Here is a 13,264-nt window from a genome sequence, read left to right on the forward strand (position 1 = left end):
TCGTGGCACACGCACCCGGTGCCCCCAGCATGCCCGCTTCCGGCGGCCCTCGTAGGCCATCCGGAGTATCGGTGACACCAACGCCCTCTTGTTGCAGTTGAGTCGAACAAGTCACCCTCGCCGTACCGGTCCACGGAAGCAGCCCCACGATCCCGCTCCCACGATCTCGGCAGTCCAGAGGAGGTACGCGTGCGCACCACGAGAACCACCTTTGCCAGACCTTTGCTGATCACCGCCCTCGCCCTCAGCGCGACGGGCGCCCTGCTCCTCACCCCCCACCCCGCCGGCGCCGATCCCGACCCCGACCCCGGCCCCGTCACCCGGGAGCAGCGCTCCGGCCCCGACACAGGTGCCGCCAAGGCCCCGGTGAGCGCGGCTCGTCAGGCCCTCACCGCCCCCGTCACCGACCTCTCCGCCGCCGACGCCGTCCGCGGCTATCCCCGGCAGCAGGTCCTCGCCCCCGACCCCGAGAACCCCGCCGACAAGTCCCTCAAGCTGGGCCTCACCCCGTACCACGCCATCGCGCCGAAACTGAACGCCCTTCAGGCCCTCGGAAACCGGGTGAGCGTCGAGGTGACGGGCCGTTCGGCCGGCGGGCACCGGCTCTACCTCGTCACCGTCACCGCGCCGGAGACCGCCCGCCAGACCCGCGCCCAGGAGCGGATGCGCGAGCTCATCGAGAACGCGCCCGCCGCGGCAGCCGTGTCGAAGGACATCAAGGCCGGCTACAAAACCCCCGTCTTCTTCAACAACAACATCCACGGCAACGAGTGGGAGGGCACCGACGCCTCCCTGAAGCTCATCGAGCAGCTCGCCACCGCCGACGACGCGCGCACCAAGGACCTCCTCGCCCGCACCCGCCTGTACTTCAACATCACCGCCAACCCGGACGGCCGTATCGCCGGCACCCGCGCCAACGCGGGCGGCTTCGACCTGAACCGGGACTTCGTCACCGCCTCGCAGCCCGAGGCGCGCGCGATGCGGCAGATCGAGATCGACAAGCAGCCCGCCGTCATGCTCGACGTCCACGGCTACGTCAACGGCACCCTCATCGAGCCGACGACCCCGCCGCACGGCGAGAACTACGAGTACGACCTCTTCCTGAAGAACACCTACGCCAACGCCCTCCGCATGGAGACCGCCGTCAACGGCCTCGGCTACACGCCCGCGAAGGACGGCGTGCAGCCCGCGCAGATCCCCTTCCGGGACCAGGAGGAGGGCTGGGACGACTGGCCCCCGATCTTCACCCCGCAGTACGCGGCCTTCCACGGCACGGTCGCCGCGCACACCGTCGAGATCCCGCTGCAGGTGAACAACGCCGCCTACACCGGCCTGCCGGAGAGCGAGCTGCGGCGCCGTTCCGCCATCAACGTGGACGTGGCCGGCGCCGCCCTGCGCGCCACCCTCGACTTCGTCCGGGCCGAGCGGTCCACGCTCATCGCCGACCAGATCGAGGTGTTCCGGCGCGGGGCCGCCGGGGCCGCGCAGGTTCCGGTGTCGGCGAAGACCGTCCCGGGCGTGCCGGGCATCGGGCCCGAGGACGTCTACACGACCACCTTCCCGCGCGCCTACGTCCTCCCCGCCGGGACGGCCCCCACGTCCACCGCCCGCCTCGTCGACCACCTCCTCGCCAACGACGTCCGGGTCGCCCGCGCCTCTCACGCCTTCCGGCTCGGCGGACGCACGTACCCGAAGGGCTCGTACGTCGTCGACATGCGCCAGCCCAAGCGAGGGCTGGCGAACGTGCTGCTCGCCGACGGCAGGGACATCAGCGAGAAGGTGTCGGTGATGTACGACATCTCGGGCTGGAGCCTGGGCCGGTTGTGGGGCGCGGAGGTGGTGGCCGTGCGGGGCGGCTCCCTGGTGGGGGTGCCGCTCCGGCCCGTGACCGAGGCCGCTTCGGCCGGCTCGGTCGCCCCGCGGGGCAATCTGCGGCTGCGGCTGGACGACCCGAACGCGGTCGCGGCCCTGAACTCCCTTCTCCGGCAGGGGGTTCAGGTACGCCGGGCCAGCGACGGGAGCGCCGTCGTCCCCGCGTCGGCGCGCAGGCAGGCGACCGAAGCGGCGCGCAGGTACGACGTCTCCTTCGTTTCGACGGCCCTCTCCGGCACCACCCCGCTGCACCGCGTCCGTGTCGCCGCCGCCGTCACCCCCGGTGAGCTGTTCGCGCTGCGGGAGATGGACTTCGACGTCACGCCGGTGTCCACGGCCGTCCTCAACGCCGGCTTCGACTGGTCGTCGGTGGACGTGCTGTTCGTGTCGACCGGGCTGAACCGGGCCGCTCTGACCGAACCCGCGCGGGCCGCTCTCGACGGCTTCCTCGCCGGGCACGGTCTGGTCGGGCGGGGCGCCGCCGGGGCCGCGCTCGGCACGGGTGCCGGGCTGCTGGACGTGACGGCAGTCGAGGGCAACGGGGACGCCAACGGCGTGGTGCGGGTGGTGAATTCGGGTCCGGTGACGGTCGGCGCCCCGGACCACGGCTTCGTCTACGCGCCGGTGTGGTTCACCGGTCTCGGGCCCGGGGTACGCGTCGAGCAGTCGTACGCCGCCGGGAACCCGCTCGTCTCCGGCCACTGGCGGGCCCTGGCCGACGGCTCGGGCGGTCCCGCGGCCGCCGCCGGGCAGGCCGCGGTCGTGAGCGGGCCGCATGCCGTCCTGTTCGGCACGGAACCTCTGTTCCGGGACCATCCGAAGGGGCAGTTCCCGCAGGTCGCACAGGCACTGATCACCATGGCACACACAAGCAGCGGTCTGGTTGAGGAGAGCGGATGACGCAGGAGATCCACGGCAGCGTCGCGGACGGTTTCGAGACCGTGCGGGAGGAGTTCGCCGCGTTCGTGGCGGAGGAACGACCCGATTACGAAGGGCAGCTGTGTGCGTACGTGCACGGCCGGAAGGTCATCGACCTGTGGGCCGGGCACGGCAACGACGCCGAGTCCCTGTACGGCGTCTTCTCGTCCACCAAGGGTGCGGCCCACCTCGTGGTCGCGCTCCTCGTGCAGGACGGCACGCTCGAGCTGGACCGCAAAGTGACGTACTACTGGCCGGAGTTCGGCTCCGAGGGCAAGGGATGCCTGACCCTGCGCGACCTGCTCGCCCACCGGGCGGGGCTGGTGGGGCTCGATGCCGGGTTCACCGACGACGAGCTGGCCGACGATCGCGTCATCGCCGAACGACTCGCGGACCAGAAGCCGTTCTGGCGTCCGGGTACGGCGTTCGGCTACCACGCACTGGTCATCGGCGCGCTCGCCGGCGAGATCGTGCGGCGGGCCACGGGCCGTACGCTCCAGGAGGTGTACGAGGAGCGGGTGCGGGTGCCGTACGAGTTGGACTTCTTCCTGGGGCTGCCCGAGGCGCTGGAGCCCCGCTTCCGGTCCGTGCAGCCCATGGCGCCCACGGAGGAGCAGCGGGCCGTGCTCGACTCGGCGCAGACCGGGCCGCACAGTCTGTCCTCGATCGCCTTCAACACGCATGTGCCGGAGCCGGGGGACCTGGTGGACCACGCCAACTCCCGCACCGTGCGCGCCAAGGGGCCGGCGTCGGCGGGAGGTGTCGCGGCGGCGCGCGGGCTCGCGGGGATGTACGCGGCGGCGATCAGCGAGGTGGACGGGCGGCCACCGCTGCTGAAGCCGGACATCATCGCGGAGGTCGGGCAGATCCATTCGTCCGGGTACGACCTGGTGGCCCGGGCGCACAAGTCGTTCGGGCTCGGCTTCCAGGCGGTGGCCGACACGTGGTACCCGTTCCTGGGTGCCGGGACGTTCGGGCACAGTGGCGCGGGCGGTTCGCAGGCCTTCGCGGATCCGCGCAGCGGACTGGCGTACGGGTACACACGCCGGCGCGTCGCCTTCCCGGGCGGTGCGGCGCCGGAGAACGTACGGCTGGTGAGGGCCGTGCACAAGGCGGCGCTGGCGAGCTGATCACCGTACGGGCGAAGGCCGCACCCCACGTCCAAGGGTGCGGCCTTCGTCGTACGCAACGAACGCTGTCGGGCGAGCGTCACGCCGGGATTCCCGGGGCCGGGGCCGGCCGTCAGAGCTTGACGATCATCTTCCCGGTGTTGTCGCCGCGCAGGACGCCCAGGAAGGCCTCCAGGTTGTTCTCGATGCCCTCGACGACCGTCTCGCGGTACTTCAGGTCGCCGGAGCGGACCCAGGGGCCGACCTCCTGGACGAACTGCGGCTGGAGGTCGTAGTGGTCGCTGACCAGGAAGCCCTCGATACGGCCGCGGGTCTGGATCAGGCGGGCGAGGTTCTTCGGGCCGGGGGCGGGCTCGGTGTTGTTGTAGACCGAGATCATGCCGCAGACCGCGATACGGCCGCCCTGGTTGAGGGAGCCGATCGCGGCCTCCAGGTGGTCGCCGCCGACGTTGTCGAAGTAGACGTCGACACCGTCGGGGGCGGCGGCGTGGAGCTGCTCGCCCACGGGGCCGTTCTTGTAGTTGAAGGCGGCGTCGAAGCCGTACTCCTCCACCAGCAGCTTGACCTTCTCGTCGGAGCCGGCCGAGCCGATCACGCGGGAGGCGCCCTTGAGCTTGGCGATCTGGCCGACCTGGCTGCCGACGGCACCCGCCGCGCCGGACACGAACACCGAGTCGCCCTCCTTGAAGGAGGCGGTGCGCAGCAGGCCGGCGTAGGCGGTGAGGCCGGTCATGCCGAGGACGCCGAGGTAGGCCGAGAGGGGCGCGGCCTCGGGGTCCACCTTGACGGCCTGCTGGGCGTCGAAGGTGGCGTACTCGCGCCAGCCGCCGAAGTGCAGCACGCGGTCGCCCGGGGCGAAGCCCTCGGCCTCGGAGGCGACGACCTCGCCCACGGCACCGCCCTGCATGGCCTTGCCCAGCTCGAAGGGGGCGACGTAGGACTTGGCGGCGCTCATCCGGCCGCGCATGTACGGGTCGACGGAGAGGTACTCGTTGCGGACGAGCACCTGACCGGGGCCGGGCTGCCGGATCTCCGCCTCGGCCAGCTCGAAGTCCTCGGGCTTCGGCCAGCCGACGGGGCGGCTGAGCAGACGCCATTCACGGCTGACGGAGGGGAGCGTGGGGGTGTCGGACATGAGGCCTTTCCTTACGTGCTGCGGCTCGAGCGGAGGGGCGAATGTTTCAGTACCTGAAACAACCATGCTCCTGAATATTTCAGGATGTCAAGTAACCGGGTACCCTGAAACCATGGCCACCCCACACAAGACCCCTCTCCCCGACGCCCTGACCATGGAAGTCGTCGAGCTGATCGGCGAGGTCGTGGCCCGCTTCTACGAGGACTACGAGGAGGCCGCCGCCGAGCACGCCCTCACCGGCGCCCAGGCCCGCCTCCTCAGCCTGCTCTCCCTGGAACCGCTGCCGATGCGGAAGCTGGCGAACAAGCTGAAGTGCGAGCCGTCCAACGTGACCGGCATCGTGGACCGCCTGGAGTCCCGCGGCCTGGTGGAACGCCGCCCCGACCCGGCCGACCGCCGCGTGAAACTGGCGGCGGCCACGGAGGAGGGCTGCCGGGTGGCCAAGAGCCTGCGGGAGTCGCTGCGCTTCGCCCGGGAGCCGCTGGCCGGGCTGGCGGAGGAGGAGCGGGTGGTGTTGCGAGGACTGCTGCGGAGGATGCTGGGGGCGGACGCGGCGGGGCTCTGACGGCTGGGAGCCACCCGGCAGGCATGCTCATGCCCGGAGACACGGCTCCCGATAGAGTTCCCCCCATGCACGATCTCGGGGCGGGTTTCAAGTACCTCATGGAGGGCCAGCGGTGGGTGGCCCGGCACGGCAGGCAGTACGGGTTCGGACTGGTGCCGGGGTTGATCACGCTCGTGCTCTACGTGGGCGCGCTGGTCGCGCTCGCGGTGTGGGGCGGGGACTTCGTCGCGTGGTCCACGCCGTTCGCCGACGACTGGTCGAGCCCGTGGGGCGGCCTGTTCCGCGGGTTCCTCACGGTCGTGCTGTTCGCCCTCGGCCTGCTCCTGTCCGTCGTCACCTTCACCGCGGTCACCCTGCTCATCGGGCAGCCCTTCTACGAGAACCTCTCCGAGAAGGTCGACCGTGACGTCTCGCCCGACGGCACGGCCCCCGAGTCGGGGCTGCCGCTCTGGCGCGAGCTGTGGATCTCGGCCCGCGACAGCCTCCGCATCGTGGTCCGCGCCCTGCTGTGGGGCGTGCTGCTGTTCGCCCTCGGGTTCGTCCCGTTCCTCGGGCAGACGGTCGTCCCGGTGATCGGCTTCTTCGTCACCGGCTTCTTCCTCACCGAGGAACTCACCGCCGTCGCCCTCCAGCGCAGAAACGTCGACCTCCGCACCCGCCTCACCCTCCTGCGCGCCCGCAAGACCCTGGTCTGGGGCTTCGGAACCCCCCTCGGCCTGGCCTTCCTGGTGCCCTTCGTCGCGGTGTTCCTGATGCCGGGGGCGGTCGCGGGCGCGACCCTCATGGCGCGGGAGCTGCTGGGGGAGGAGAGCGCGGGGGACGGCGAGCGCGAGGAGGAGGAGCGGGACGCCACTGCGCGGCCCTGGTGACCGGAACGGTCAGCTCACGGCCTCACCGACCGCCACCGTCACGATCGCCCGCACCTGGGCGATGATGTCCAGCCGGTTCCGCACGAACTCCGGATCGGTCACCGTCCCCGTCGCCGGATCGGTGTTCCCCGCGCCGAACTGCAGCACCGGCGTGTGGACATGCCCGCCCGGCAGCACGTCGTGCAGGCCGAGCCGGTCGCGCAGGAGGGTGGCGCGATAGGCGATCTCGTTGGAGAGGTAGTTCCCGCCGCCCCCGGCCCGCGCGGTCGAGCCGGGGGTGGGCCCGTCCGGCCGTACGACGGACTCGGTCCCGCCCGCCGGGATCTCGGTCACGCTCGTGTTGTCGTAGACCGGGAAGCGGCCGGTGTCCGCCGCCACGATCTCCTGGTACGGCAGGGTCGTGGTCGTCCACTGCGGCTGCGTGGCAGGGTCGGCGACCGGGATCGTCTCGGTCCTGCTCGCGTTGTCGTTGTCCGGGAAGCCGCCCCTCCACGCCCCGTTGGTCCGCTCGACGTCGAAGCGGCCGACGCGTCCCTGGCTCACGGTCGCGAAGAGGTCCACGTGCCTCAGGTAGGGGCGCAGGGTCCGCTCGACCGTGCCCTCCGCGAAGTCCCGCCAGCGCACCGGGAACACCGCCGTCTCCACGCGGGCCGGGCCCTCCGGGGTCTGGATCACGGTGCCGTCGAGGGCGAGCGCGGTCGCCCCGGACGGGTTGGAGATGCGGATGTCGCGGTCCAGGGTGAACGGGTCGAAGCCGGTGACCAGGACGCGCTTCAGCCCCTTGTCGGCGTGCGGGACGGGGGTTCCCCCGCTCGAGCGAAGCCGAGAGTGGGGGAGGATGTCGGTCTGCCCGCGTGAGGTGCGCTCCAGCACGTCCAGCAGCGCGGTCCGTTGAGCGTCACTCAGCGTGAACTCCGGTTCCCAGGTGCGCACTTCACGTGTCATGCCCAGCCGCGCCCAGTACAACGGCCGGTCGTCGTCCCGGCTGAGCTCCCCGCCGGCCGGACCCCGCCCCTGCGCCCGGTCCACGGCCCGCCGCCACAGCGCCGCGCCCTCGCGCGCGGCGACGCGGTGCGCCTGCGCGTAGGAGTCCGCGGAGGCGAGCAGCCGCGCGAACCGCGGGGCCACCGTGTCGAATCCGGAGGCCGCGAGGATCTCCCGCGGGACCGCCCGGTCGAGCCGCTGCTCCTCGACGGTGGGTGCGGATGCCGTGCCGGCCGCGGTCGCGGCCGAGGGGGCCGAGAGGCAGGCCGCCAGGGCCATGCCGAGGACGCCGACGCGAACTCGTATGGAATGCACGGGAATTCAGGTCCTTCCGTCGCTGTGGGGCGCGTGGTGCGGGACGGCGGAAGTATCGCGTGACAGGTGTGGTCTACGCCATGGGGCGTGGGACCGCAGATGCGGCCTCCCGGAGGGCGGCGACGAAACCCTCCTCCGCCCGCGTGAGCGCCCGCCCCCGCACGGTCGCCGCGTACACCGCACGCGCCGGCGCGCCGTCGTCGAGGACCGGCAGCAGGGCGACGTCCGGCCGTACGGCGGTGGCGGCGAGCGCCGGGACCAGGGCCACGCCGAGACCCGCGGCCACGTACCCCTGCTTGGCCGTCCACTCGCCGACGACATGGGCGACGCGCGGCCGGAAACCCGCGCGCAGGGCCGCGTCGAGCAGGGTGCCCTCGGGACGCGTGCCGCCGGAGATCCATTCCGCGTCGGCGAGCCGGCCGAGCCGGACGGGACCGGGGTGGCCGGCCAGGGGATGGGCGGCCGGGACGGCGACGTACAGGGACTCGTCGAGGAGGTGGTGCAGGGTGTACGCCTCCAAGGGGGCGTGCCCCGTCGTCGACACGACCGCCAGGTCGAGGTGGCCGGCCGTCAGCCGCTCCAGCAGGGCCGGTGTGAAGCCCTCCTCGCGGGTGACGCGGACGCCGGGGCTGCGGGCGTGGAACGCGGCCAGGGCGTGCGGCACCAGCGCCGCGTCGGCCGTGGCGAACGCCCCGAACCGCAGCCGCCCGCCGGTTCCCTCCCGCAGTGCGGCCAGCTCCCGCCCGGCGCCCCGCAACGCCTCCACGACGGACTCCGCGTACGGCACCAGCACCCGCCCGGCCTCCGTCAGCCGCACCCCGCGCGGCAGCCGGTCGAAGAGCGGGGCTCCGCCCAACTCGGCCTCCAGGGAGGAGATCTGACGGGACACCGCGGACTGGGTCCAGCCCAACGCCCGCGCGGCGACCGTGAACGAGCCGTACCGGGAGACCTCCAGGAACGCCCGCAGCCAGACGGTGGAGAGGTCGGCGTCGGGAGGCTGTTGATGCGTGTTCGGCATGGCAGCCATGCTAGACATTCGCTTGTCGCATCCCTGCGGCGCGCCTAGCGTCGACGCCATGGAGCAACTGGAGAAGATCGCCTTCCTGGGGCTCGGTCACATGGGTACGCCGATGGCCCGTCGACTGCTGGCTTCCCGGCATCCGTTGACCGTCTGGAACCGCACCCCCGCCAAGGCCGAGCCCGTGGTCGCCGAGGGCGCCGTGCTCGCCGAGGACCCGGCCGGAGCCGTGCGGGACGCCGACGTGGTCGTGACGATGCTCGCCGGCCCGGACGCCCTCGACGCGGTCGCGGCGGCCGCCGTACCGGCACTGCGCCCGGGGACGTACTGGATCGAGATGTCGACCGTCGGACCCGACGCCGTGCGCCGGCTCGACGCCCGCCTGCCCGACGGCGTCACCCTCGTCGACGCGCCCGTCATGGGGAGCACCGACAAGGCCGCGGCCGGAGCCCTGGGCATTCTCGCGGGCGGTGACGGCGTGGACGGCGTCGCGGACGTCCTCGCTCGCCTCGGCACGGTCACCCGCACCGGCCCGCCCGGTTCGGCGGCCGCGCTCAAGCTCGTTCTCAACGCGGCCGCGATCGGTGCGGTCGCCCTCGTCGCGGAGGTGCTCCGCCTCGCCGACGCCCTCGGCCTCGACGACACCACCGCACGCACCGCCCTCGCCCGCGGTGCCCTCGCCGGTGCCGTGTCCCGCGCCTTCGCCGAGGACGTGCACTTCGGCACCGCGCTCGCCGTCAAGGACCTGGACCTGGCGACCGAGGCCGCCGAACTGCCCGCCCTGGAAGCCGCGTCGGAGCACTACCGCCGGGCCATCGCCGCGACCCCCGCCCTCGCCCACGCCGACCTGTCCGCCACCGTCACCCACCTGCGTACCGTCTGAGGAGCCACCGCATGCACATCACCCTCGGCAACCCCGCCACCGCCCCCCAGCCCCTCAGCCCCTACTACTCCCAGGTCGCCCGCGTCCAGCACGCCGACGGCAGCGCCCTGTTGTTCCTCTCCGGCCAGATCGCCGAGGGCGCCACCCTCGCCGAGCAGACCCAGGGTGTCTTCGAGACCATCGACGCCCTGCTGCGTGCCCACGGCGCGACCCTGGCCGACGTCATCAACATCCGCACGTACCTGACGGACATCTCGAAGCTCGACGAGTACGGCGCCGTACGCCGGAAGTTCCTCACCGGCACCCCGCCCACCAGCATGACCTTCGAGGTGCCCAAGCTGTTCCGGCCGGAGGCGCAGGTGGAGGTCGAGGTGGTGGCCGCGGTGCCCGCCGCCGGGTGACGCGACCGTCAGTCCGGGTCCTCGCGGTCCGGGTCCTCGCGGTGCGGGTCCTCGCCCAGCAGCCGCAGGAAGTCCCGGAACGCGCCGGGCATGTCCACCGACTGCGGGTCCAGCAGCCACTGGTACTGCAGCCCGTCCATCACCGCCACCAGCAGGGGAGCGGTCCGCTCCGGCGTGAGGCCGTTCGGCAGCCGCTCCCCGTACTCGGTGCGCAGCACCGCCGCCATGCTCGCCCGCACCTGCGTGTACCGCTCGGTGAAGTACTGCCGCGCCGGATGCCCCTCGGTGACGCTCTCGCCGAGCAGCGCGGAGAAGGTCTGGATTATCCCGGGCCGCATCGCGTTGTACTCGACCAGCGAGGCGAGCAGGTCGACCCGCCACCGGGTGTCCGGCACCGCGTCCCACTGGTCCCGCTCCTCCAGCACGGCGACCAGCAGCGCGTCCTTCGTCGGGAAGTAGTGCAGCAGCCCCTGCTGGGTCAGCCCGACCCGCTCGGCCACCGCGGCCAGGCTCGCCCCACGGTAGCCGCGCTCGGCGATCACCTCCAGAGCCGCCCGCACGATCTCGGCGCGCCGCTCCTCGCTCCTGACCCTGGCATTCATGGCGCCACGGTACGACATCGCCGGACCGTGAATATAACGGCGAGATAACGAAACCTACCGGTCTACAGGTAACCGATGCACGATGGAGGCACTGCACCGCACGGACTCAACGAGGAGGCACCGCGATGGCGGAGAACGAGGCGGTCGTCGAGGCGGCGCTCGGCAAGCTCGACCTGGACGCCAAGACCCGGCTCCTGGCCGGCCAGGACATGTGGTCCCTGCCCGCTCTGCCCGAGATCGGCCTCGCGTCCCTCGTGATGTCCGACGGTCCGATCGGCGTCCGGGGTGTGCGCTGGACCGCCGACGACCCGTCCGTCGCCCTGCCCTCCCCGACCGCCCTCGCCGCCACCTGGGACCCCGACCTCGCCCGCCGCGCCGGCGTGCTGCTCGCCCAGGAGGCCCGCCGCAAGGGCGTGCACGTCCTGCTCGCCCCCACGGTCAACCTCCACCGCTCCCCGCTCGGCGGCCGCCACTTCGAGGCCTACAGCGAGGACCCGTACCTGACCGGCCGCATCGGCACCGGATACGTACGGGGAGTCCAGTCCGGCGGAGTCGGCACGACCGTCAAGCACTTCGTCGCCAACGACGCCGAGACCGACCGCTTCACCGTGAACAACGTGGTCGGCGAACGCGCCCTGCGCGAGCTGTACCTCGCCCCCTTCGAGGCCATGGTCGACGGCGCCCGCCCCTGGGGCGTCATGACCGCCTACAACACGGTCAACGGCACGACGATGACCGAGCACCACCACCTCGTGAACGAGGTCCTGCGGGGCGAGTGGGGCTTCGACGGCTTCAACGTCTCCGACTGGATGGCCGCCCGCGACACCGTCGGCGCCCTCAGGGGCGGCCTCGACGTCGCCATGCCCGGCCCGCGGACCGTCTACGGCGAGTCCCTCGCCCAGGCCGTACGCGCCGGCCGGCTCGACGAGTCCGAGGTCGACGACGCCGTACGCCGCGTCCTGCGCCTGGCCGCCCGCGTCGGCGCCCTCGCGGACGCCGAACCCGCCGTCAGGCAGCCGCCCGCCCCCGTCGACGGCGAGGCCCTGGCCCGCGAACTGGCCCGCCGCTCCTTCGTCCTCGTCCGGAACGAGAACAACGCCCTGCCCCTGAAGGCCGGAACGGTCGCCCTCATCGGCGCCGCCGCCCGCGACGCCCGCGTCCTCGGCGGCGGATCCGCCACCGTCTTCCCGGCCCGCGTCGTCTCCCCGCTCGACGGCCTCACCGCCGCCCTCCCCGAGGGCACCCTCACCTACGCCGTCGGCGCCGACCCCACCACCGAACTCGCCGTCGCCGACAAGGGGTTCACCCTGCGCGCCGTCTGCCGTGACGCGGACGGCACCGTGCTCGGCACCGGTTCGGCACCCAACGGCCAGATCCAGTGGATGGGCTCGGACCTCCCCGAGGGCGTCACCCACGAACGCCTCCACACCATCGAGCTGACCGGCACCTTCACCCCGCGCGTCACCGGAACGCACTCCTTCGGCGTCAAGGGCGCCGGCGCCTTCACCCTCACCGTCGCCGGCACGACGTACTACGACGACGTCCAGCTCCCCGCCGACGTCAGCGACCCCTTCGAGGCGTTCTTCGGCGCCCCGGTGCCCCGTGCCGAGGCCGACCTGACCGCCGGCGAACCCGTCGACGTCTCCCTCACCCACGCCCTCCGGCTCCCCGAGGACATCCCGCTGAAGGTCGTCGCCTTCGCCCTCGCCCACCAGGAGCCGCAGCGCGACCCGGACGAACTGATCGCGGAGGCGGTCGAGGCCGCCCGCGCCGCCGACACGGCCGTGGTCGTCGTCGCCACCACCGACCGCGTCGAGTCCGAGGGCTTCGACCGCGAGGACCTCCACCTCCCCGGCCGCCAGGACGACCTCGTCCGCGCCGTCGCCGCCGCCAACCCCCACACCGTCGTGGTCGTCAACTCCGGCTCCCCGGTGGAACTGCCGTGGCGCGAGGACGTCGCCGCCGTACTGCTGAGCTGGTTCCCCGGCCAGGAGGGCGGCGCCGCCCTCGCGGACGTTCTCACCGGCGCCCATGAGCCCGGCGGCCGCCTGCCCACCACCTGGGGCTCCCTCACCGACGCCCCGGTCACCCGGGTCGCCCCCGCCGACGGTGAACTTCCGTACACCGAGGGCGTCTTCATCGGCTACCGCGCCTGGGAGAAGGAAGGCCGCACCCCGGCCTACCCCTTCGGCCACGGCCTCGGCTACACCGACTGGACGTACGAGTCGGTCGAGGTGGCGGGTACGACGGTGAAGATCCGCCTCCGCAACTGCGGAGAGCGGACCGGCCGCGAGGTCGTCCAGGTCTACCTCGCGCCCACCGACACGGACACGGACACGGACACCGGCATCGAGCGCCCGGCGCGCTGGCTGGCCGGCTTCGCGAGCGTCGAGGCCGGGCCGGGGGAGAGTACCGAGGCCGTCGTCGACCTCCCGACCCGCGCCTTCGAGGTCTGGGACGAGGCCGCCCACCGATGGTTCTTTGTGAAGGGTTCGTACGAAATCCAGGTGGGTAGGTCGATCACGGATCGCAGGATCACCGCGACGGCTAACGTCTGACGCGGGACTCCTCA

Annotated in this window: 11 protein-coding genes; 7 read left to right on the plus strand and 4 right to left on the minus strand. The window is 72.5% G+C overall.

Going from position 1 to position 13,264, the window contains the following annotated elements; all coding sequences use genetic code 11:
- The first annotated feature begins 189 nt into the window (after positions 1-189).
- Together IE263_RS25905 and IE263_RS25910 are read left to right on the plus strand one after the other, a co-directional pair.
- Positions 190-2,772 (plus strand): M14 family zinc carboxypeptidase, encoded by a 2,583-nt coding sequence (locus IE263_RS25905; RefSeq protein WP_189940189.1) that lies wholly within the window; start codon positions 190-192, stop codon positions 2,770-2,772.
- Positions 2,769-3,920 (plus strand): serine hydrolase domain-containing protein, encoded by a 1,152-nt coding sequence (locus IE263_RS25910; RefSeq protein WP_189940190.1) that lies wholly within the window; start codon positions 2,769-2,771, stop codon positions 3,918-3,920. Before IE263_RS25905 ends, IE263_RS25910 begins: the two co-directional genes overlap by 4 nt.
- 112 nt (positions 3,921-4,032) lie before the next feature.
- Here the strand turns inward: IE263_RS25910 and IE263_RS25915 are convergent, their stop codons facing one another.
- Positions 4,033-5,055, minus strand: a complete 1,023-nt coding sequence (locus tag IE263_RS25915; RefSeq protein ID WP_189940191.1) for an NADP-dependent oxidoreductase — start codon at positions 5,053-5,055, stop codon at positions 4,033-4,035.
- Positions 5,056-5,167: 112 nt separating this feature from the next.
- On the opposite strand from IE263_RS25915, the gene IE263_RS25920 reads away from it, so the two are divergent.
- Together IE263_RS25920 and IE263_RS25925 are read left to right on the plus strand one after the other, a co-directional pair.
- Positions 5,168-5,620: a MarR family winged helix-turn-helix transcriptional regulator gene (locus IE263_RS25920; protein ID WP_189940192.1), complete on the plus strand. Its 453-nt coding sequence runs from the start codon at positions 5,168-5,170 to the stop codon at positions 5,618-5,620.
- A 65-nt stretch (positions 5,621-5,685) separates the two neighbouring features.
- On the plus strand, positions 5,686-6,489 hold the full coding sequence (locus IE263_RS25925) for an EI24 domain-containing protein (RefSeq protein ID WP_189940193.1): 804 nt from the start codon (positions 5,686-5,688) through the stop codon (positions 6,487-6,489).
- A gap of 9 nt (positions 6,490-6,498) precedes the next feature.
- Here IE263_RS25925 and IE263_RS25930 read toward each other — a convergent pair whose 3' ends face one another.
- Entirely contained in the window at positions 6,499-7,788 is a 1,290-nt protein-coding gene (locus IE263_RS25930; RefSeq protein WP_189940194.1) for a pyroglutamyl-peptidase I, read from the minus strand.
- Positions 7,789-7,861: 73 nt separating this feature from the next.
- Positions 7,862-8,815, minus strand: a complete 954-nt coding sequence (locus tag IE263_RS25935; RefSeq protein WP_189940195.1) for a LysR family transcriptional regulator — start codon at positions 8,813-8,815, stop codon at positions 7,862-7,864.
- Between the two features lie 49 nt (positions 8,816-8,864).
- Between IE263_RS25935 and IE263_RS25940 the strand changes: the two genes are divergently transcribed.
- Positions 8,865-9,689 (plus strand): NAD(P)-dependent oxidoreductase, encoded by an 825-nt coding sequence (locus IE263_RS25940; protein ID WP_189940196.1) that lies wholly within the window; start codon positions 8,865-8,867, stop codon positions 9,687-9,689.
- A gap of 11 nt (positions 9,690-9,700) precedes the next feature.
- Positions 9,701-10,090, plus strand: a complete 390-nt coding sequence (locus IE263_RS25945) for a RidA family protein (RefSeq protein ID WP_189940197.1) — start codon at positions 9,701-9,703, stop codon at positions 10,088-10,090.
- Positions 10,091-10,098: 8 nt separating this feature from the next.
- Here the strand turns inward: IE263_RS25945 and IE263_RS25950 are convergent, their stop codons facing one another.
- Complete coding sequence (locus tag IE263_RS25950; protein WP_189940198.1) at positions 10,099-10,710, minus strand: TetR/AcrR family transcriptional regulator; 612 nt, start codon at positions 10,708-10,710, stop codon at positions 10,099-10,101.
- Between the two features lie 107 nt (positions 10,711-10,817).
- Between IE263_RS25950 and IE263_RS25955 the strand changes: the two genes are divergently transcribed.
- Positions 10,818-13,250 (plus strand): beta-glucosidase family protein, encoded by a 2,433-nt coding sequence (locus IE263_RS25955; RefSeq protein ID WP_189940199.1) that lies wholly within the window; start codon positions 10,818-10,820, stop codon positions 13,248-13,250.
- Positions 13,251-13,264 lie beyond the last annotated feature (14 nt).

It is taken from the genome of Streptomyces aurantiogriseus (assembly GCF_014649375.1).
Classification (GTDB): Bacteria; Actinomycetota; Actinomycetes; order Streptomycetales; family Streptomycetaceae; genus Streptomyces; species Streptomyces aurantiogriseus.

Excerpts from the sequence above, each read along its gene's own strand:
- IE263_RS25915 (WP_189940191.1), bottom strand. The coding sequence starts at position 5,055 with ATGTCCGACACCCCCACGCTCCCCTCCGTCAGCCGTGAATGGCGTCTG.
- IE263_RS25945 (WP_189940197.1), top strand. The coding sequence starts at position 9,701 with ATGCACATCACCCTCGGCAACCCCGCCACCGCCCCCCAGCCCCTCAGC.
- IE263_RS25920 (WP_189940192.1), top strand. The coding sequence starts at position 5,168 with ATGGCCACCCCACACAAGACCCCTCTCCCCGACGCCCTGACCATGGAA.
- IE263_RS25940 (WP_189940196.1), top strand. The coding sequence starts at position 8,865 with ATGGAGCAACTGGAGAAGATCGCCTTCCTGGGGCTCGGTCACATGGGT.
- IE263_RS25955 (WP_189940199.1), top strand. The coding sequence starts at position 10,818 with ATGGCGGAGAACGAGGCGGTCGTCGAGGCGGCGCTCGGCAAGCTCGAC.
- IE263_RS25935 (WP_189940195.1), bottom strand. The coding sequence starts at position 8,815 with ATGGCTGCCATGCCGAACACGCATCAACAGCCTCCCGACGCCGACCTC.
- IE263_RS25925 (WP_189940193.1), top strand. The coding sequence starts at position 5,686 with ATGCACGATCTCGGGGCGGGTTTCAAGTACCTCATGGAGGGCCAGCGG.
- IE263_RS25910 (WP_189940190.1), top strand. The coding sequence starts at position 2,769 with ATGACGCAGGAGATCCACGGCAGCGTCGCGGACGGTTTCGAGACCGTG.
- IE263_RS25950 (WP_189940198.1), bottom strand. The coding sequence starts at position 10,710 with ATGTCGTACCGTGGCGCCATGAATGCCAGGGTCAGGAGCGAGGAGCGG.